This window comes from Shewanella sp. 10N.286.45.A1 (assembly GCF_041470405.1).
Taxonomy (GTDB): Bacteria; Pseudomonadota; Gammaproteobacteria; order Enterobacterales; family Shewanellaceae; genus Shewanella.
This window is the reverse complement of the sequence record NZ_JBFRMK010000037.1, coordinates 13906-34255: the sequence shown is the minus strand read 5'-3', so window position 1 is coordinate 34255 and position 20350 is coordinate 13906. Positions and strand designations below refer to the sequence as shown.

Here is a 20350-nt window from a genome sequence, read left to right as displayed (position 1 = left end):
TAGTTATTCTCCACAAATAGTCTACAACACAGTAAAAATAGCCAAGAAACGCGGCCCTTTGGGTTCGTTTCAATTCTTTTATTACTGCGTTACGAGCTTTTCGCTTAGCCAGCTAAGTATCATCGCTCAAGCCTTGTACTAAAATAATTGAATTCGAACAAAAACTAAGCTCGAAAGTTCAACAACCCCTCATCAGCTTGATAAGCCCATCTTACAGTTTTTAATGTTTACAAAACATACCGAATTCCAATGGCGATAGCATTATCTTCTGAAACTGATTGCTTAGCTTCATTTTCTGGATTATCACTAGTAAAATCACTAAAGTCGACACGACCTTCTAAGTACAATACCAAGCTATTGTCCCAAACATAATGCAGCCCAGCAACGGCGAATTGTCGCTTAAAGACATCACCAGGGTGTGCCGCTTCATAAGCATCTCCAGCCTCTAATATATTGTATGAGGCCATTAGCTTAAAATTATTGTCTAATAAGTAAGAAGCTAAGGTCTCTAGTCCGACCGACTCTTGTAAAAAACGACCTAAGTTATCGGTGTCGTGAAACTCATTTTGGTTGAGATTCATCGCCGCATAAAAACCATGCTCATCCCAGTTGCCCCAGGTCAGCCCGAAACCGTAAATATAATCTGTCTCAGAGAGCACTCGACCACTTGCCGTCGTACCTTCTGGTTCACCGATATTACCACCTGCGGTAATCACTAGCTGGTCAGTCGCTTGATAGGTTAAGCCAACACCATAAGTATTATCGTATTCAGTTGATACCAATCGATTAGGGTTATTGCTGCCGTCATCTTCAATATCAGTCATGCTGCTCTTGAGCTGCATTTGCAGAGCAATGCTCAAGTCGCCCCAATCATTGCGATACTGGATAATTTTATCACCACGGCCCACACCATTGATCGCACCATCAGACTTATTGTAAGTATAAGTCCCTGATGCATTACCGTCCCAGACAAAACCATAGTTAGTGTTATAGACGACGTCGTACCATGCGCCCCACTGCTTACCAATAGAGACAGAACCATAATCACCATGACTAAGACCAACGTAACCTAAACGGTTATTTAAAAAATCACCACTTTGAGTCTCGAAATTACTCTCACTACTATAAGATATCGTTGCATTACCAAAGGGATTTACGCCCCACTCAAGTTTAACGTAACTTTTCCAATCACCAGACATCTCTCGGGTAAAGCCAAAATTAATTCTAGAGCTGCCGTTTACGACTTCGGTAACACCTTGAGTGTCAATGATACGAGCATCAACGAAACCACCAACTTCAAATGCGTTCTTATCATCTTTAAATACCTCAATAGCCGAACTTGTCGGTACAAAAACCAACGTGGCAAGGGGCAGAATTGCTAGCGCTTTTTTCATAATATCTCCAACCTTGGCTTATTATCCATTTGCGGTAAAGCGTACTTCTGCTGTCCATGATCTTGAAATGCAATGATCACTGCAATTACAGCACCCGCCAAACAAAAAACATAGCAAATAATCGGGGAAATACAAGTTGATAGCGAAAGGGAGTAATAATAGATAGCGGGTTTACAGCTGAGTGTAATCAGTTAGCGATACAAACAATAGCACAGCAACAGTAGCACAAAAGTAAGACAGCCTCATAACTAGGCAGTTTTGTTATTACCTTTTAGAATTCAGCTATTTGCCACATGCTGCCAAGCGAGGTAGGCTTTATTCTTGCCCGAGAACTTGGCTTTATAGAGCGCTTTATCTGCTCCAACAACGAGCTCACTCAGCGTAGTCGCTTGTTTATGTAAAACCGCTATACCTAAACTAATGGTTAGCTCTAATTTGATCTCATCAAACTGGAAAGGCTGTGACGCAATGGCGCTGCGGATCCGTTCAGAAATAGCTGCAGCCTCTTCTCCACTGGTATTAGGTAAAATAATAAGAAACTCTTCGCCACCAATTCGGCCTAGCAGATCTTGCTCTTTAAGCCAGCGTTGAATACGTTTAGTTGTAGCTTGAATGGTAAGATCACCAATGTGATGTCCATATTGATCATTAATGCTTTTAAAGTTATCAATATCAAAAATGATCACCGATACAGACTGCTTTTTCTTAATCGCTTTTTCGAGGATTTTATCACCCGCGACAAAGGTATAGCCTCGGTTGGCAATACCGGTCAGATAATCAGTTTGGGCGCGCCCCATAAACACTTTTCGAGAATGTAGCAGGAAGATTATTGCCGCTAATAGCACTACAGCCACTAAAAAATAGATACTGAGCTTAAGTTCACTGATGCGCTCTTTATCTGTGGCGGCTTTCAAGCTCAGCTCCTTGAGCTCGAGCTTATTGGCTAATAACATATTTTCGAACTTTGTCAGTTTAGCGTTGTGCTCCAGCGCCGCGTCTATAACTTTGTTATTAATAATGGTTTTATTATTTTCACGCTCTTCATCGATAATCTTTAACAAGGTATTGACTGCATCTAAGTAGTCACGATTGTCGAATGCTAAAATGGCATCAGCGGTAAGCGCCATACTGGTCATATTGGCAGGGAAACGCTTATCTTGCTTAAAAATAGCCGCCATATTAGCCGCTTTCTCTACCTCACCAGTTCGCATATACGCTAATGCCAAAAACAGATGGCTGCTGGTGACAAAATAGCGCTCTTGAGTGGTATCTTTAAAGGCAACGGCTTGTTCGAGATGGGAGACAGCAAGTGGGTAATCGAAGGTCCCGAGTGCTACTCGGCCAGCATTCAGGTAAGCAAAAAAGTAAAAATCTTTAAACTCAGGTGCTTGTTCAGCTAAAGTAAATTGTGCGGCAATATTAACTTTAGCGTTACCCCAATCACCTGACTTAATCGCCGAGCTAATCATATTATGCTACATGTTAAACATGTCTTCTTTATCGTCTACTGTTTTCCAAGTTTCATAGGCTTTGTTAAAATTGTCGTAAGCACGTTTATGTAAGCCTGCAGTGCTATAAGGAGCCTGTGGCATTATAAATAACCGCTTTTCGGTGAACATTTAGCTGTTCACCTTGGTCAACAATGACCATGGCTTCATCGAGCTGCGCAATCCCTTCATTCACAGTGGTCGCAGTGTAATAACAATAAGCGTTTTGGGTCAGGGTCTTAGCAAGCAATTCTTGATTGTCATGTTGCCGCGCGTAGTCAAGCGCTTTACGACGGTCAACACAGTAGGCAGCGGGATCGTTAGTCTGCAGGTAGACTGAAAATGAACGCTCTAAATAACTGTCGATCAGTATGTCTGAAATAGGCAGAAACTCAACTTCAGCAATACCTTTGTCATAACTTTCAATCGCTAACTCTAACTGACGAGCCTTCTCATAAGCTTGTCCATAAAGGAAGTACAAGCGCGCACGTTCGTGTGCAGTTAGCTCACTTTTATTGATGTCAGCACTGTTAAGTATTGATAGCGCCGTTTCTGGAAAGTTATCTTTAAACTTAGTTTCTAACTGCTGAAATGCAGTACTCGCATTCGCAACGGAAAAAAATGCCATAAAAACAGAACATGTGATCGCGATTATTATTTTTTTATGCATTTTACAGCTCTTTAAACTTAACTCTTTTTGAGTAGTAAACTGCAGAGTAACACATGCGAAAAAATTGTGAACTTGGTAACTTGATTTAACGCTTTTCAATATAAAATAATGACATAGTCAACACTATGATAAATATCTATCAATACCCTTCGAAGACATTAAAGCACTGCGTATTGGCCACATCAGTAGTTACCCCAACTACCTAACTAATGTTCTGCGGCCATAGCGGCAAGGTTAGCCTGCAAGCTAACCTTTTAACTGAAATGTGACCAAGTTAACAAGCTTGATCTAAGGCTTGCTCGACATCGGCAATGATATCGTCAATATGTTCAATGCCCACGGAGATCCGCACTAAATCTTCCGACACTCCAGCCTTTGCCAGTTCAGCGGCATCGAGCTGCCTATGGGTTGTTGAAGCGGGATGGCATGCGAGTGATTTGGCATCACCAATATTAACCAGTCTCAAAATCATTTTTAGTCCATCAATAAACTGCCCACCAGCTACTTTGCCATCAGCAGCCTTAATACCAAAACTAATAATCCCAGAGGCCTTACCGCCAGTGATTTTGTGGCAATTATCATGAAAAGGACTATTCGCCAACGCAGCGTAATTCACCCAGCTCACTTTAGGATGCGCCTCCAAATACTCGGCTAAAGCCAGCGCATTTTCACAATGGCGCTCCATTCTTAACGCCAAAGTTTCTAACCCTTGCAGTAATAAGAATGCACTTTGTGGTGCAAGTGCAGCGCCAGTATTTCTTAAAGGAACCACGCGACAACGACCAATAAATGCCGCGGGGCCGAAAGCTTGGGTATAGACCACACCATGGTAGGACGCATCTGGCTCATTAAGCAGTGCAAAGCGTTTAGGCTGAGCAGCCCAATCAAACTTACCACTATCAACAATCGCTCCACCGATAGTCGTACCATGACCGCCAATATATTTGGTTAGTGAGTGAATGACGATATCTGCGCCATGTTCAAACGGCTTACATAGCACAGGAGTGGCCACAGTATTATCGACAATTAGCGGAACGCCATGCTTATGAGCAATCTCAGCCAAGCGCTGTAGATCAACAATATTGCCAGCTGGATTACCAATAGATTCACAAAATAGTGCTTTAGTTTTGTCATCAATAAGTGCATCTAGCTGCTCGAACTCATCAAAACCCGCCATGCGGACTTCAACACCTTGCCTTGGTAATGTGTGTGCAAATAGATTATAGGTGCCGCCGTATAGCTGACTGGTACTGACAATATTGTCACCCACTTCAGTGAGTGCTTGGATTGCATAGGTGATTGCCGCCATACCCGATGCTAACGCTAATGCAGCAATTCCGCCCTCAATTGCCGCAATGCGCTGCTCAAGCACATCGGTAGTGGGGTTCATGATCCGAGTATAGATATTACCCGGAACCTTAAGATCGAATAGATCCGCTCCGTGTTGGGTGTCATCAAAGGTATAAGAGGTGGTTTGATAGATAGGCACTGCGGCCGCCTTAGTGGTCGCTTCCGATTCGTAACCATGGTGCAGTGATAAAGATTCGAGTTTCATACCAGCTAGTTCCTATTCCATTTGAATGAAATATGAACATAACAAATAGCCATCTAGAAGTCTAAATGTTTTTTACTTTGAGTTCAGCTAAAGCTAAACGCCTGCTGAATGCAGTGTATTGGTCGCAAGTTATTGCAACCATAATTGCCAGAAGGTCGCTCACTTCAGTACAACAGTGAGCTAACTATTGCTAGCTCACACAGCAGTTACATGATGAGTATTAAATTTTGTCTAAAAGTTCTGGCTCAAACTGTTCAGCAGAAATGGTTAGTCCTAGCGATGCAATCTTTTCATTTAACTGCTGAAGGTCTTTTTCGACAGTCGCGATGGTCAAGGTATTATCATCCAAGCTATAGACTTGCTTGAGGCTGGCAAAATAGAAACTTAAGATGATGAAAGCATTTTCATCATTGTTTTCAGCGGCCACTTTTATTTTAGCCAGCTTACGATAAATTTGGTTGTGCAGCTGCTTTAAGCGCCACACGTAGTACACTTCATGCATATAGGGCTTATTTTTTTGGCTTTGTAACACTGCACTGCATACCACTAACGATAACACCACGCCAATTAGGTTTAGGTGAAAGTTTCCTGTTGAACCATCATCGGGTAAAGCTTGAGCGCCAAATAACTGAATCAACAATGACCCAAAAACCAGCGACAGTATGGCCAGACTAGCAACAAATGTCGCAATCACAATATTAGTGTTTTTCCGGTAGGTCTGTTTATCAACGTGCATTAATTGCATCTGTAGCTCTCAAGATTAGACGGATAATAGAACTGGTATTCTAACATCTAAGTCAGCGCTAAATAGCTCAAAATCTACCTTGTCTTGGTAAAACATTTGTATTTCCCCCTCAATGTTGGCAAGTTAAGTTCTTGCTAAAATAAGTAGCGGTTAATCCTACTTATGTCACAACTTTTGCCAAACGTTCACTTTGGCAGTAAAAACATCTAGACGTCTAAATTGACAGGCGTCTCTTGATCTCATATCCTCTTAACTATTGAGATGTACCATTCTGTGAGTTTATTCATTTAAAGCACAGTTTGTTCCAGCTAGGAGGGCGATGGGAACAGTGGTTCGATGACTGATTTAAAATAAGAGAGATAACATTGACGAATTCCAGTAACGCCCCAAAAGCTCAAACAACTGATGCAACAGCGCCATCCTTTCTTGCGCTAACTCCGCTTTTTCTTTTTCTAACACTGTTTATTGGTGCTGGAGTTTACTTTCAAAGCCAAGGTGTCGACTTTGCTTTTTACCAACTACCGAGCGTAGTTGCGATTCTGCCAGCGATTATCTTTGCGATACTGATCTCGAAGCAGAAACTGAATCAATCAATTGAGACATTTCTAGCCGGTATTGGTCACTCTAATATCATTGCAATGTGTATGATCTATCTGCTTGCAGGTGCATTTGCGGCAGTAGCAAAAGCAACAGGCGGTGTCGATGCCACTGTAGCCCTGGGCTTATCCCTTGTGCCTTCAAGCTTACTACTACCAGGTTTCTTTGTTATTGCTGCATTTATCGCTACCGCAATGGGTACTTCAATGGGTACGATTGCCGCTGTGGCGCCTATCGCCCTAGGTGTAGCCAACGAAGCACAAATTGATTTAGCCATTATGGCGGGCGCTGTTATCTCTGGTGCGCTTTTTGGTGATAACTTATCAATTATCTCTGACACCACCATTGCAGCCACACGAACTCAGGGCTGTGAAATGAAAGATAAGTTTAAAGAGAACCTTATCTTTGCTATTCCAGCATCAATTATCACTCTAATTATCTTTACTTTAGTTGGCCAAGGACAAGCTGATGTAGCAGCCCAAGAGATTGACTTCATTAAAGTCATTCCTTATCTCACTATTCTTTTCTTGGCAGTTGCAGGCCTTAACGTATTTGTTGTACTGACTGTGGGTATTATACTGGCTGGCGTTACTGGGCTACTGACCATGGACTACGGCGTTATTCAGTTTGGCCAAGATATTTACGCTGGCTTTGGCAACATGCAGGAAATTTTCATTCTATCTATGCTAGTGGGCGGCTTAGCTGCACTTATGCAGCAACAAGGCGGACTAGCCTTTGTTAGCAAGCAGATAGAAAAGCTGATTGCTCGATTCTCTAAAGCCAAAGGCGAAGCATCATGCCGCGCATCAGAGCTAGGCATGGCAGGCATTGTGGCAGCAACCAATACTTGTGTAGCTAACAACACAGTGTCAATTGTAGTGACTGGTGATATTGCTAAAGATTTAGCCCAAAAACATGGCGTAACACCAAAACGTGCTGCCAGTATTTTGGATATATTCTCATGTATTATCCAAGGCCTAATCCCTTATGGCGCACAAGCATTGTTGGTTGCGTCAACCTTCAGCTTGTCACCATTAGAAGTGGTTACTCACGCATGGTACTGCATGATCTTAGCAGTTGTCGCGGTACTGATTGTGGCATTTCGTAAACGTACATAAGCAAATGGTATCGGGGTAACGCCAGATCACAATGAGCAGCGTTAATACGCTGCTCATTGTTTATCTCCTAAAGTGCAAATAGCCGTCTGACTCTTTCAAAGCTATCTCCAAACGCAAAACTTCACGCAAAAATATGCAGCAGCATGTTCTGCATGCTTGTAAAGCTATATACCACACAAGCCACCGTTATTACTTTGTTTAATCCTTAAGCATGACTGCTAAGAACCTCATTACGCTTATTTTACCCTATTTTTCAGCGTATTCATTTCGGCAACAATTAGTGTATACATTATCCATTCAGTGTATCCTCATATCTTTATAGTCATTGATGCGACAGATTAAGATAGAGTTACGGAGTATAGAATGATAAGAAAGTCAGCGATTTTACTCGCCTCTGCAATGCTTACAGCATGCAGTACGACGCCTACAGCCCCGCAAACAACCAATGTTTCTATTGCAGATTATCAACGTGCTGAGCGCTTCTTACCAAAGAACGTTCATAAGATGGTCCGCAACCTGGCAGTTGAGCCTAACTGGATAAATAACAGCAGTAACTTCTGGTTCAGTGAAGTCGATTCCAAAGGTAATAACACTTATTACAAAGTCGAACCTGCAACAGCCCAAATATCGCTGCTATTTGATCATCAACAGTTAAAAACCAGTATAGAACATAATGAAAGTACAGCTTTCTACCTGAAGATTAACGCCATTGATGTTGATAGTAACCAGCTAACCATGCACTATAATAAGCAGGACTATCAATGCAGCCTACTCACCAGTGTTTGTGATAAATCTGTTGAAGCCGACACTCCGTCACTAGCCAACTATTCATCTCCAGATGGTAACTATGCGTTAAGTGTCAAAGATTGGAATCTATACTTAACTGATAACCGCAGTAACACCACTAGTCAGTTAACTTTCGATGGCACCGAAGGTTATCCCTACGCTGTGCAAAACCAAAATCCAAAGGCCTTTATCAATAAAGATCCTGCTAAGGTTAAGCAGCGACTCAGTGTCTACTGGGCACCAGATAGTAAAACCGTTTTGACCCACAGACTGAATCGTGAGAAGGTCGGTAAGCTGCATCTTATCCAATCAAGCCATGATCAAGGCCTGCGCCCAAGGCTTTACAGCTACTATTATCCGCTAGCAGGTGATGAGCATCTACCGACAGGAGATATCTACTCCATTGAAGTTGCGAGTAAAAAAGTCACCAAAGTCGTCGCTCCAGAGCTACAACAGACATATTACGGTGGACCGCTATGGGGCTGGTGGGAAAACAACAATCGATTCTACTTCTTCGAGCAAGCTAGAGCCAAAAAACGCATAAGCTTCCATGAGTACAACCCAGAAAACCATCAGGTTAGGTTAATCGTCGAAGAAAAGTCAGATAAATTCCTTGACCCGTGGGCACAAGATGCTTGGGTGTTACCAGAATCAAATGAGGTCATCTGGCCAAGTCAGCGCTCAGGTAAACAACAATATTACTTGTATGACCTGACTAGCGGCGAACTCAAAAATAAGATCACTCAATGTGATTGCTTCGTCAGAACTTACCGCGCACTAGATAAGAAAACACGCACACTATATTACGAAGCATCTGGTGGATTTGATGACCGCGACCCGTACCTGCGTCACCTTTATAAAGTAAATTTAGATGGCACTGCACACCAGTTACTGACACCTGAGCCGTTAGAGCATAGCGTTCGGATTGCACCTGATTTCAACTACTTTGTTGATATATCCTCCAGCGTTCAAACCGTACCTAGCAGCAAAGTACGTAGTACAGTCGACGGCAATGTGGTGATGACGGTTGGTAAACCTGATGTCAGTGAGTTGATGGCCACGGGTTGGCGCGCGCCAGAACCATTTGAAGTACTTGCGAATGACAACAAAACTAAGCTATATGGCTTGATGTATAAGCCGAGTAACTTTGACCCAAGCAAACAATACCCAGTGATTGATGCGACCTATACTGGACCGCATAATTTTTTCACGCCAAAATCATTCTGGAGCTACTTTCAACAAGCACAATCACTTGCTGAGCTTGGATTTGTCGTTATTAAAATGGATGGCCGCGGCACCAGTAAGCGCGACCGAGATTTCCACCTAGTTGCTTACGAGAATTTAGCTGCTGGCGTCGACGACCATGTGCAAGCCATTAAAGATCTCGCTAAAAAGCACAGCTACTTAGATGTTAACCGAGTCGGAATTTACGGTTTTTCAGCTGGAGGCTATGACACGGCGCAAGCGATGTTTAGGCATGCTGATTTCTTTAAAGTGGGCGTTGCTGCGTCAGGTAACCATGACTTTAGAATTGATAAAACAGGCTGGAACGAGATTTGGTTAGGCTATCCGGTTGCCAAGCATTGGGATGAACAAACCAACCTCAATATGGATAGCATTGCCAAGTTAAAAGGTAAGCTATTGTTGGCTCATGGAGAACTCGACGAGAACGTCAATCCAGCAGCAACCATGCAATTAGTCGATAAACTGATTAAAGCAAACAAAGATTTTGACTTAATGATCTATCCAAATCGCGATCACATCCTCAATAACAGCGACTATTTCGTCCGCAAACGCTGGGACTATTTTGTTGAACACTTGCTTGGCGCTACTCCCGTCAAAGAGTATAAATTTGAGGAGAAGTAACTCACTATAAGGCCACTAAATAGTGGCCTTTTACAATAAAACCTATAGCTTTTCGGTTAGGCTAACTTCAGCGATATAAGGTTGGTCACTACTTGGTAAGTCTTCCAGGCTAGCATTGGCATATTTTTTTAGTTTCTTTGAGCTCGTCGAACTCGCAACCATCTCTAGGTGAGCTTTATATCTGCCGTTAGCGCTTTTAGCTAACACTTTGCATAACCAAGACGTAGCATCGATCATCACAGAATCAGTACTATCCTTTTCCAACCAAATTCTATCGGCAATAAAATCAAGAACATCTGTTGAAAACCTATTTTGTTTGGCATAGTTTTTAGCTAAACTTCGCAACTCTGCTGCATCTGTAGTCATTAATTCTTGCTTAATACGTACTAGATGCGACTCCCCCTGCAAAGCCAATATTGCCTCATTAACAAAGTGTGCATTCCTGTCTTTACCTGGAACAGTATTAAACTCAATAGTTCCTATTTCATCGTAAGCGTAAATAACTTTAGCCCGACGCTGGGTAAAGAAATTGCCTTCAACAAAACTAATCTCACTGGGTTCACCTAACTTTTTTACAACAAACGCTGCACTTTCACCGGCACGAATATGTTCAAAATGTTGTAGTTTATTACGCTCTAACAATACAGTTTGAGGGTTATCAGCTAGCTTATTAATCTTAACCTTGCCATCATCTGCAGACGTTTCAATTATGTCCGAAACAATATTGCCATTCATATCTTCGATCCAAACTGCGCTATATTCCTGCGAAATTTTACCACCGACAAGATAATGATTATTTTTCAAAGGCGTAAACTCTACACTTCCCTCAACAATGTAATTATCTCCTGCGTTAACCATATAGCCAACTGGCGCAGAATGATGCACTTGCCCGATTAGATGAAATGTTTGCTTCTTAGCAACCACGAGCTCTCTAGAACCTCCTTTTCTCGCAAGCTCACTACCATAGCTGTATTTTTGACTCGTTCTGATTGCATTATTAATGCTTACTCCATTTATTCTATCTAGGTAGAAAAAGTGAGCTGAAGATCTAGATGCATTATCAATAGAGTCATCGATATAGGCGATCTCACCAATATAGTCTTTCGGCACGGTTGGCTGAGTCAATTGGCAGCCAGCCAGTATCACCATAGTGAGTACTGTTATTACCTTAATCATTGTTATTCCCTTTTAAATACCACAAGTACGGCATCATTTCCTTATCCATTAATCAATCACCCTAGATAGTATTTATTGAGCGAAATCCATACAAGCTTATTCAAGATAACCTAAAGAAAATTCAGCTACAGGCTCCCTAAACGATCGAGTAATATGTATTACTTAGATAAGATTCCGTCATAGCGAGTAACTTGAACAATACTCATATTCATTGCAAAGTGGCCCTGGTTTGATTAAAAACAGTGCACCATTGCAGCACTTTTTGTCATAATGAATTACCCGACTTATATCACTGCAAGGGATTTAACTTATGGCTCGCAAGCGCAAGTATGGAAGATAGAGCTAAATATCAATCGGTGCAGTATGATCTACACCGATTAGTCGTACTGACTATTTTCTTTGGGGCACTCATCGCCGCAACAGGCGTTTCCATCTCTGTTTGGGCTGAATACCAAATTATCGGTGATGCTGTTTTCAATCGCCGTTCTGATTTTCTAGGTGACTACAACAACGCTAAATTCGCCTTTGTGTTTAATATGGCACTGATGATAACGGGCATCTGTATCATGTTGGCAATGTTCGCCTTATATTCTCTTAAGCATGGGGCGTTTAGCCATAACCTTTCCCTTGTCGGTGGCTGGGTGGGAATGAGCGTATTATTAATAGGTATGTTTCCAATCAATTATTTGGAGATGCACCGCTTAGTATCGACCTGTTTTTTACTCGGCACAGTATTGATGTACTTTTTATGCATAACCGACAGATTCAGCCAACGTTCCATCTGCAAAGGACCTATTTTTATTTTAAGCATCCTGGGCTTTTTTACAGCATTAGCCCTAGTCATTCAACTCGATTGGAAAACCCTCGACTTTAGTCTCTGTGAACACCCTGAAAGCGCGCCTTGCTGGGTGGCAATTACCATGTGGATGCAAACCAATATTGTCATGCTATGGTGCTTATCTTTCGCTTGGACAGTGAGAAAAATAGCTATTCACAACTATTTCGAGTTATCTCAGCGTTATCTCGCTGGAGAGCAATAAACCACCATGAGGCTAGCAAAATACTTAGCACTTACAGGATACTGTTCTCGCCGCGCTGCAACGCGTTTAATAAGAGATGGCCATGTCATGTTCAATGAGCGTCTCGCCAACCATATTGATAGCGTTACCCTCATTGATACCCCTGACGGCCAAGACTGCCTAGAACAAATTGTTGTTGATGGTGAGCGACTTAAAGCCGTTGAAGCTAAAGCTTACTGGTTGTTTAATAAAGCCGTTGGCACCGACAGTCGCCTATTAGCCGACCTTCCGAATAGCCTGCTTCATCTGCTACCGCCATCACCAAGGCTGTACCCAGTGGGTAGGCTAGATAAAGACTCGCGCGGACTATTACTACTCACCAATGACGGTGAGTTAACGCATCAGCTAATGCACCCAGATTTTGGTCATAATAAGACTTATCACGTAAGAGTAGATCGCGATTTTGATGAAGCATTTTTACAGAAAATGGCTGCGGGTGTGAGTTATAAAGAGGTCACCACTCTGCCCTGCACTATCACTCGTTTAGCATCAGATAGCTATGAGATAATCTTAACTCAAGGGTTGAATAGACAGATCCGCCGCATGTCTCAAGCACTCGGGTTTAAGGTTATAGATCTAAAAAGAGTATCGATTCAAACGCTAGAGCTGGCTGACCTCGCTGAAGGTGAGATGCGCCCTTTAAGTCAAACTGAATTAGGCAAACTGCAGACTTCAATAGCCCCCAACTAAAGGTCTATCATCAACCTTGGATCTCGCAGGCTCAAATCGACTTTATCAAGTTTATGTCCCAGCCCGGTTAAGTCAGTTAGGTAAATACAACTGCGCTTAATTTGCAATAACTGTTCTTTTTCCAGTTGTTTAATAACCTCATTAACTCGCTGACGAGCAATACCGGTTATTTGGCTGATTTGCTGTTGAGATATCGACACTTTAGGTGTCTCACCACGTAGCAATGGAATATGGGCTGCAAGCTCCAAAAGCAGATACACCACCCGCTTTAACTTATTCTCACTCATCATCAACTGTGACTGCAGCCACTTAGTTTTAGACTCCAGCGACAACGAATGAAACCACTTATAGATCTCAACGTTCTCTTGAGCAAGACGGTGTAGATCGAAATTACTGAAATGGATAAGAGTTACCTCATCAATTCCGGTAATAAAAAATGGCGTATAAGACGAGTTACGACTGTCATAATTACCAAACCAATCCCCTTTACCCATCACGATATTGTTGACGGTTTTAAGATTCGGAGTTTGCAGGCAAATTGTTACGGTGCCTTGTGCCACAAAGCTGGCGCCTTGATGCGCAATCGTCGCACCGTCCATCTCACTCGCTTTCAATTGCGTTTTAAGCTGGGCAATCGATAACAACTTTTCAGTCAAACCTGCTGAAAGTTCTGTATTCCAGTGGAGTGCCTTTAGCAGCGTAGAGTCAATCAAATTATTACCTTAAACAGATGAGTTACCCAGGGTTAACTAGCCCTATTATGGCATATTGAGACTGACCACAATGACGTAATTCACCAACAAGAAAACCGTCCACAGTGAACGGTTAGGCCAATGATAGCCTCAATGTTGATTTATCATTTCAAAAATCGAATACGCTAATCAGCTACAGCCTATCAGCGAATTTCTTGCATTTATGTAGTGGTAGCAACCAAGCCTTATTTTTCTCTTTTACAAAAGCCTTAATATAGTCACCACTTATTTTATCTCGGCCTATCTCATCAGCCTTAATTTTAAGCCCCAGCGCCTTCAACTTATATCCTTTAGTGTCTTTGAGCTTTAATGCACAAACTTCATATTTAGCGGCAAAGGACGCCGCTACTTTTTCATCAAAACTCGCTGCGCAATTAAAAGCCAACATCGCGAGTACTAAGACTAAAAACTGTTTCATTTTACCACCTGTAAGAACCCTAGAATTAGCTGTTCAATCACCTTGGCAGCTAAGAGTATTTTCGATACAGCTCAGGGTACGGTTTTTCAAACAAAATGAATGTCCGTCATCGGACAAACCTATAACGATACTGCCGACTTTAACGTTATTAAACGCGATTAAACTGACTTTACATGCCACTGATTCCAATGGCCTGTGGTAAATGCTGAACAGAATAGGCCATGCCACCGCGGCATTCGTAAGTCCATTAACAGCAGATGTCCCATCGGAAGCGTTAGGCTATTTCGAATAAGTACGAGGGCGACAACTTCGTCTGGGGTACAGAGGGATGACTCTTATGAAATCAAGAGCGTGGCATAAGCTCTTTGCCCTTGGCTCAGGTGTAGCTTGATATATTTGCGGTTCCAATGACCTGCGATCGGCGCATGTGCAGATACGACCGTGACGCGCAGCAAGTCCGTCCATGGAAGCTCGCCATGACATCCATGTCATGGATGGTCACAGCCATATCTACACTGGGTTAGAAAGGCGCGAACTTGCGGTATTTCAGTTTTCAGTTTTATGCTAAAAATTAACGGCGCTCTCAGTTAGCACTGGAGTAAAGATAAAAAGCTGAGCTCGCAGAAGCTAATCTCCCCCGTTGGAAATTTCGCTTTTAAAATTTCGCCGGGGCGCTGAGGGATTGACTCTTATGAAATCAAGAGCGTGGCATAAGCTCTTTGCCCTTGGCTCGGGTGTAGCTTGATATATTTGCGGTTCCAATGACCTGCGGTCGGCGTATGTGCAGATACGACCGTGACGCGCAGCAAGTCCGTCCATGGAAGCTCGCCATGACATCCATGTCATGGATGGTCACGGCCATATCTACACTGGGTTAGCAAGCGCAAACTTGCTGTATTTGAGTTTTCAGCTTTATGCTAAAAATTAACGGCGCTCTCAGTTAGCACTGGAGTAAAGATAAAAAGCTGAGCTCGCAGAAGCCAATCTCCCCCGTTGGAAATTTCGCTTTTTAAATTTCGCCGGGGCGCTGAGGGATTGACTCTTATGAAATCAAGAGCGGGGCACAAGCGCTTTCCCCCTTGGCTCGGGTGTAGGCGAAGCGCCACGACCTTTATCAAACAGAGTTTGATTACCTAAAGCACTGCATCAAACCATTAATTCAGCTTATATTATCTTTTCAGAAACGTTTGATATCCTCGTAACTTGCAATAAAATATAGCAATAATCAAAAATGTGACTTAGCTCTTACGGCATGCGCACAATTCTAAAAGAGTTTCAAAAACTCAGTTTAATTTAGATTAAGACTAAAAGTCAGAGGGATGTACCTTGTATTCAGAAAACGAAGAGCAATTGATATCTATACTAGCTAAGTACTTCATTGAAAATGGTACTGAGATGTCGATAAGTCGCTTGAAGAAATTAAATGAATATTCAGATAAGTCTTTTAAAAAACTACACGACTTGAGCCTAGTAAGATACGTATCACGCGATGATATCGAAATTTCACCTTCACTAGTAATTGAAGCAGAAAGGCTCAAACAACCTGTAAATCACTTTGAAGAGGCAAAGTCATGGTGGTTCAGCAAAAAATGGGCTGTAGTTTTAACGATAATATTCGTCCTTCTACCAGCCATTAAAACTTACATCGATATTATTAGTTATATATTTCAATAACCTAATTAATCAGTTATTGATGAGTAGAGCTCTCCTATCGTTCATGGCACCTAAGATCAAAAAAGCCGAAACACTTTCATGTTTCGGCTTTTGCATCAAAAGGCTAACTAATCATAGCAAAAATGATTAATGCACAACTTCCATCTCTTCAAGCAAGTTATCTGCATGATCCAGATACTTCATCACCCAAAGCATATAACGGCTGTCAACTTGGATAGAGCGGTTAGTTTCAGGATCGTAACCCCAATCACCAATGATACTCTCGTATACACCGTCAAACAGTAGACCGACTAACTCAGCACGACCATTCAATGTTGGCGAACCTGAGTTACCACCTGTGGTATCAAGCGTCGATAGGAAGTTAACTGGCACAGAATCTAGCGACTTAACATAGTAATCGCCGTACTGCTTGTTAGCGATAAGCTCAAGTTGCTTCTTAGGCGCATCGAATGGAGCAACACCTGTGTCTTTGGCTAAGATACCTTCAAGACGAGTAAATGGTACTGCTTGCAGACCATCTTCAGGTGAGTAACCTTTAACATGACCAACTGTTACCCGCAGGCTAGAGTTTGCATCAGCATACACTGGCTTACCTTGCTCTTGGTTATAAGCAATGATGGCGTCCATATATTGTGGGCGTACCTTCATTAAATCACCAGCCAGCTGTTTCTCAGCCTGCTCACGTTGCATACGCTCTGCATAAGTCGCAACTGCGTATTGAATGAATGGATCTTTAGACTTTTTAAAGTCAGCAACTGACTTATCCATCCATGCTAAACGCGTGTCTTTATCTGACAGCTTAGTGTTGGCATACATCTTATCTAGCGTTTTATTAAACTTAGCCATATCGAACTTGTTACCAATACCACAGGCTTTATCAAACGCAGGTAAGCGCTGATCTTTTGGTAGTGCGGCATAACGGCTAATTAGGTCTGCGAGTATTGCTTTATCAACACTGGCAGCATAACGGCGCTCAATACGCTCCATACCAGAGGTAAAGCGAGTCATATCACGCTCTTGATAACCTGGTTCACGCTGCATATCTGGTAACGTTTTTTCATTGGCTAAACGATACAAACGGTTAGCTGTGCTCATCATAGTGCTGTAACCCATATAGCCCAGCAGTAAATCACGTTCTTGACCTTGTTGACCTTTAGCAATTAGCTTGTCCAATTGTGCCAATACTTCGCCGTATTTAGCTTGGCGTTTCTTATCAGCTTTAATCCAATTAGCTAAGTCCTGCTCTAGTCCTTTACGGTCATCAAGCATGGTTGATTTACCGTAGAACTCAATCATAGAGGTGAAGTTTTTAGCGTAGTTAGCTAGACCTGCAATCGCGCTTTCATACTTAATGCGCTCATCGCTGCCCTCTGGCGCCGTTTCTTTGATGATCTCAATAATGCGCTCACGAAGAATTTTTCCCTCTGGGTAAGCCCATTCAAACTGGTTTTCGACTTCATTCGCGGTGCGATAACGATTCGTACGGCCAGGGTAACCCGCTACCATCACGAAATCGCCATCACTAACGCCTTTCGCTGATACTTTTAAGAAGCTTTTTGGCTCGTACGGCACGTTGTCTTTGCTGAAATCAGCTGGTTTACCGTCTTTGCCAACATAGGCACGATAAAAAGAGTAATCGCCAGTATGACGTGGCCACATCCAGTTATCGATATCACCACCGTATTTACCCACACTCGCTGCAGGGTTATAGGTTAGGCGTACGTCACGAATTTCCATTTGCTTGACTAAGTAATACTCAAGACCACCATGGAAACTGTAAACCTGACAGCGGTAACCATCTTCTTTTTCACACTCAGCTACTAGCGCTTTTTCTTTTTGCTCTATGCCTTTATAGAAGTCGTTACCCACTTTACTCATCTGGCCTGACTTAACATCGTCGGTCACATTAGTGACGGCTTCGGTAACATAGATACGAGAACCCGGCGTAGCAGGCAACTCTTCAGCAAAGCTTTTAGCTAAAAAGCCATCTTTGAGTAAATTTTTCTCTGGCGTTGAGTTGTATTGAATTGAACCATAAGCACAGTGATGGTTTGTTACCACTAGGCCTTTTGGTGAGACAAATGACGCTGTACAGCCGCCAAGGCTGATCACGGCATTCATTGGAAATTCTGTTAGTTTTGAAATCGAGTTAACATCGATCTCTAACCCTTTTGCCTTCAGTTCGTCTGCCATTGCAGGTAACTGATAAGGCTGCCACATACCCTCGTCAGCAATCGCACCAAAAGAGGTCGCCATTGCTGCAGCTGTCAAAAGCCATGTCTTCATGTTGTTAAGTCCATTTTTAATATTTTTAGGATTATTATTTTAATTTTGTGTTTATTGCTAGCGATTGTTGCTCTCTCGCAAAGCGAGATACAAAAAAGCCGAGCCCAATATTTATATATCGATGCTCGACTTTATCACAAGATGTTAGCGAATAAACAGACTCCAAACCTATCATCTGTAAAGCTAACGTTGCATTTCGGCTTTATCTATAGAGCAACCCATAGCTGCGCGGCAATAATCCCCACACCCAGCACACCAGCAACACTAAGTGCAGCGCTACCGCCACTCACTTGGTAGCCGCCCAAGTTTTGCTTACGCTGGCCAAGAGCCATAGCAATTGGCAGGAAGATGATCATCACAACCAGTGGAATAGCAGCGAAGCCGAGCACTTGGAAGAAGCCATCAGGGTAGTAAAGCGCACATAAAAGTGGTGGTATAAAGGTCAATAACCAAGTTTGCGCACGGCCTAAGACGTTGTCTTTAGCACGCGTAAGCTCAGCCACATAGTCAAACAGGCTCATTGTCACACCGAGGAACGACGTTACCAATGCAAGATTTGCAAACAGATCAATAAACTGCTGCAAAATAGCAGAGTCAGCCACGCCCTGCAGTGCTGTTACCAATAGCGGTAATGAGCCTTCAAAGCCATAAACAGTCTTACCACCTAATGTACCAAGCGTCACCATTAACCATAGGATATAACACACTAATGGAATGGTTGAACCAATAATAAGTACCTTACGTAGTGAGATTGCATCGCCATCTAAGTAACGCACAATTGTCGCGATACAGACATGGAAGCCGAAAGAGGTAAACACAATAGGAATAGCTGCTAGCCATAGATTAGTTAAATCACTACCTGCAACGATTCCAGCGGTCGAGTTGTTCATCAGCAGATTCATATCCACTTCAGGAAGCAGATAAGCTACAACAATAACCAGTAGTGCGATCATCGATGTAAATAGAACTCGAGAGACTTTATCAATCCAACGTACACCGACTGCAATAAAACCACCAAAAATCGCAGTAAATAACAGTACCGCCAGCTGGTTATCCATCTGCATACCAACCAGTTCCATCTTAGATTCAAGCAGCGACGAACCGCCCATCAGATAGACCATGGTTAATGCGAACAGCAAGCTTAAAAATGAGCCACCTTGTATAAGTTGCCCAAATTTACCTAAGGTTTTACCGGTAATCGCATGCACGTTTAGGCCTACGCCTGCACGTAAATTGATCTCAAGCATTAATAAAGAGGTGTAGATAGATACGCCCCAGATGACTACCAGTAACAGTAGTGCAGGGATAGTACCGAGTGATGCAGTAGCAAGTGGCAATGCCAACATACCACCACCAATTGCTGTTCCAGCTACAATGGCGATAGAGCCAAGTATTTTTGAGTTCACAAAATTGTCCTGTTAGATTTTATAATTTATTTTTGGTAGGTCAGATTTAGAACGACTTTGAGGGAGAGATATTTTCGCAAGTTAACAATACTATTAACAGCCCCCAATCGAATCTGGTCATCATCGACCTTACGATTCCAATTGGCCCCAACGGCTTAGTTAAATAATACGGATATTCACCTTATCAACTTTGCCACTGAGGCTTGATAAATCGCGGGCAATATCGATAAGATTGTTTCATTACGACTCTTTCTCTAAAAAATGACTGTTAGCGACATTAACAGCTACTAACCCCATCGGCAAGCCATCTGCATAGCATAAAATCAACTTAATACTTATCGACAATAAGGCTGTAAAGCCTTAGTAACACTTAGTTTACGTTTCACTGTTTTAGCTCAAAAATGAGGCATCGGTTGCCTTTTTAACATTGAAGTTAGCCCCATTATCACTATAATGCTCGGCTCTGCTTCAGGGGAGTAGCTATCAATCGCAGTAACTGATTTACATCGATTGAGTAAGTATCAACATAATTGGCCATATGCCATGGTACTTATAGTTAGTGACAGTCGTCATTAACCCAGCAAGACCTGAGCACAATGCCACTCATTTTAGGGAGGGGTGTATTGTGCTTGGAATTTTGCCTCCCTAATA

At 42.5% G+C, this 20350-nt stretch carries 15 protein-coding genes; 5 read left to right on the top strand and 10 right to left on the bottom strand.

The annotated features are described in order from the left end of the window. Positions 1-227 precede the first annotated feature (227 nt). From AB4238_RS03175 to AB4238_RS03155, 5 genes are all read right to left on the bottom strand, one after another. Positions 228-1394, bottom strand: a complete 1167-nt coding sequence (locus tag AB4238_RS03175; RefSeq protein ID WP_372031220.1) for a porin — start codon at positions 1392-1394, stop codon at positions 228-230. 278 nt (positions 1395-1672) lie between these two features. Further along, positions 1673-2863, bottom strand: a complete 1191-nt coding sequence (locus tag AB4238_RS03170; RefSeq protein ID WP_372031219.1) for a diguanylate cyclase — start codon at positions 2861-2863, stop codon at positions 1673-1675. Between the two features lie 103 nt (positions 2864-2966). Then, on the bottom strand, positions 2967-3551 hold the full coding sequence (locus AB4238_RS03165; RefSeq protein WP_372031218.1) for a hypothetical protein: 585 nt from the start codon (positions 3549-3551) through the stop codon (positions 2967-2969). Between the two features lie 274 nt (positions 3552-3825). Then, positions 3826-5106 (bottom strand): O-acetylhomoserine aminocarboxypropyltransferase/cysteine synthase family protein, encoded by a 1281-nt coding sequence (locus AB4238_RS03160; RefSeq protein WP_372031216.1) that lies wholly within the window; start codon positions 5104-5106, stop codon positions 3826-3828. A 220-nt stretch (positions 5107-5326) separates the two neighbouring features. Next, entirely contained in the window at positions 5327-5851 is a 525-nt protein-coding gene (locus tag AB4238_RS03155; RefSeq protein WP_372031214.1) for a DUF3087 domain-containing protein, read from the bottom strand. A 365-nt stretch (positions 5852-6216) separates the two neighbouring features. On the opposite strand from AB4238_RS03155, the gene AB4238_RS03150 reads away from it, so the two are divergent. Together AB4238_RS03150 and AB4238_RS03145 are read left to right on the top strand one after the other, a co-directional pair. Further along, positions 6217-7566, top strand: coding sequence for a Na+/H+ antiporter NhaC family protein (locus AB4238_RS03150; RefSeq protein WP_372031211.1), 1350 nt, complete (start codon positions 6217-6219; stop codon positions 7564-7566). Positions 7567-7929: 363 nt separating this feature from the next. Continuing rightward, complete coding sequence (locus tag AB4238_RS03145; protein ID WP_372031210.1) at positions 7930-10218, top strand: DPP IV N-terminal domain-containing protein; 2289 nt, start codon at positions 7930-7932, stop codon at positions 10216-10218. 42 nt (positions 10219-10260) lie between these two features. On the opposite strand, the gene AB4238_RS03140 is transcribed toward AB4238_RS03145, so the two are convergent. Continuing rightward, entirely contained in the window at positions 10261-11394 is a 1134-nt protein-coding gene (locus AB4238_RS03140) for a hypothetical protein (RefSeq protein WP_372031207.1), read from the bottom strand. Between the two features lie 329 nt (positions 11395-11723). Between AB4238_RS03140 and AB4238_RS03135 the strand changes: the two genes are divergently transcribed. Both AB4238_RS03135 and AB4238_RS03130 read left to right on the top strand, forming a co-directional pair. Next, positions 11724-12434: a DUF998 domain-containing protein gene (locus AB4238_RS03135; protein WP_372031206.1), complete on the top strand. Its 711-nt coding sequence runs from the start codon at positions 11724-11726 to the stop codon at positions 12432-12434. A 6-nt stretch (positions 12435-12440) separates the two neighbouring features. Beyond that, positions 12441-13163 carry an RNA pseudouridine synthase gene (locus AB4238_RS03130; protein ID WP_372031203.1) on the top strand — a complete coding sequence of 241 codons (723 nt, stop codon included), beginning with the start codon at positions 12441-12443 and terminating at the stop codon, positions 13161-13163. Here AB4238_RS03130 and AB4238_RS03125 read toward each other — a convergent pair. Together AB4238_RS03125 and AB4238_RS03120 are read right to left on the bottom strand one after the other, a co-directional pair. Then, positions 13160-13876, bottom strand: a complete 717-nt coding sequence (locus AB4238_RS03125; RefSeq protein ID WP_372031200.1) for a Crp/Fnr family transcriptional regulator — start codon at positions 13874-13876, stop codon at positions 13160-13162. The two genes, AB4238_RS03130 and AB4238_RS03125, sit on opposite strands and share 4 nt — an antisense overlap. Before the next feature lie 172 nt (positions 13877-14048). Then, entirely contained in the window at positions 14049-14333 is a 285-nt protein-coding gene (locus tag AB4238_RS03120; RefSeq protein WP_372031198.1) for a hypothetical protein, read from the bottom strand. 1326 nt (positions 14334-15659) lie between these two features. Between AB4238_RS03120 and AB4238_RS03115 the strand changes: the two genes are divergently transcribed. Continuing rightward, entirely contained in the window at positions 15660-16007 is a 348-nt protein-coding gene (locus AB4238_RS03115; protein ID WP_372031196.1) for a hypothetical protein, read from the top strand. A 126-nt stretch (positions 16008-16133) separates the two neighbouring features. Here the strand turns inward: AB4238_RS03115 and AB4238_RS03110 are convergent, their stop codons facing one another. Further along, complete coding sequence (locus AB4238_RS03110; RefSeq protein ID WP_372031195.1) at positions 16134-18293, bottom strand: S46 family peptidase; 2160 nt, start codon at positions 18291-18293, stop codon at positions 16134-16136. A 206-nt stretch (positions 18294-18499) separates the two neighbouring features. Further along, positions 18500-19699: an aromatic amino acid transport family protein gene (locus AB4238_RS03105; protein ID WP_372031192.1), complete on the bottom strand. Its 1200-nt coding sequence runs from the start codon at positions 19697-19699 to the stop codon at positions 18500-18502. Positions 19700-20350: the final 651 nt, after the last annotated feature.

Excerpts from the sequence above, each read along its gene's own strand:
- AB4238_RS03110 (WP_372031195.1), bottom strand. The coding sequence starts at position 18,293 with ATGAAGACATGGCTTTTGACAGCTGCAGCAATGGCGACCTCTTTTGGT.
- AB4238_RS03175 (WP_372031220.1), bottom strand. The coding sequence starts at position 1,394 with ATGAAAAAAGCGCTAGCAATTCTGCCCCTTGCCACGTTGGTTTTTGTA.
- AB4238_RS03155 (WP_372031214.1), bottom strand. The coding sequence starts at position 5,851 with ATGCAATTAATGCACGTTGATAAACAGACCTACCGGAAAAACACTAAT.
- AB4238_RS03160 (WP_372031216.1), bottom strand. The coding sequence starts at position 5,106 with ATGAAACTCGAATCTTTATCACTGCACCATGGTTACGAATCGGAAGCG.
- AB4238_RS03130 (WP_372031203.1), top strand. The coding sequence starts at position 12,441 with ATGAGGCTAGCAAAATACTTAGCACTTACAGGATACTGTTCTCGCCGC.
- AB4238_RS03170 (WP_372031219.1), bottom strand. The coding sequence starts at position 2,863 with ATGATTAGCTCGGCGATTAAGTCAGGTGATTGGGGTAACGCTAAAGTT.
- AB4238_RS03145 (WP_372031210.1), top strand. The coding sequence starts at position 7,930 with ATGATAAGAAAGTCAGCGATTTTACTCGCCTCTGCAATGCTTACAGCA.
- AB4238_RS03135 (WP_372031206.1), top strand. The coding sequence starts at position 11,724 with ATGGAAGATAGAGCTAAATATCAATCGGTGCAGTATGATCTACACCGA.
- AB4238_RS03140 (WP_372031207.1), bottom strand. The coding sequence starts at position 11,394 with ATGATTAAGGTAATAACAGTACTCACTATGGTGATACTGGCTGGCTGC.
- AB4238_RS03165 (WP_372031218.1), bottom strand. The coding sequence starts at position 3,551 with ATGCATAAAAAAATAATAATCGCGATCACATGTTCTGTTTTTATGGCA.
- AB4238_RS03120 (WP_372031198.1), bottom strand. The coding sequence starts at position 14,333 with ATGAAACAGTTTTTAGTCTTAGTACTCGCGATGTTGGCTTTTAATTGC.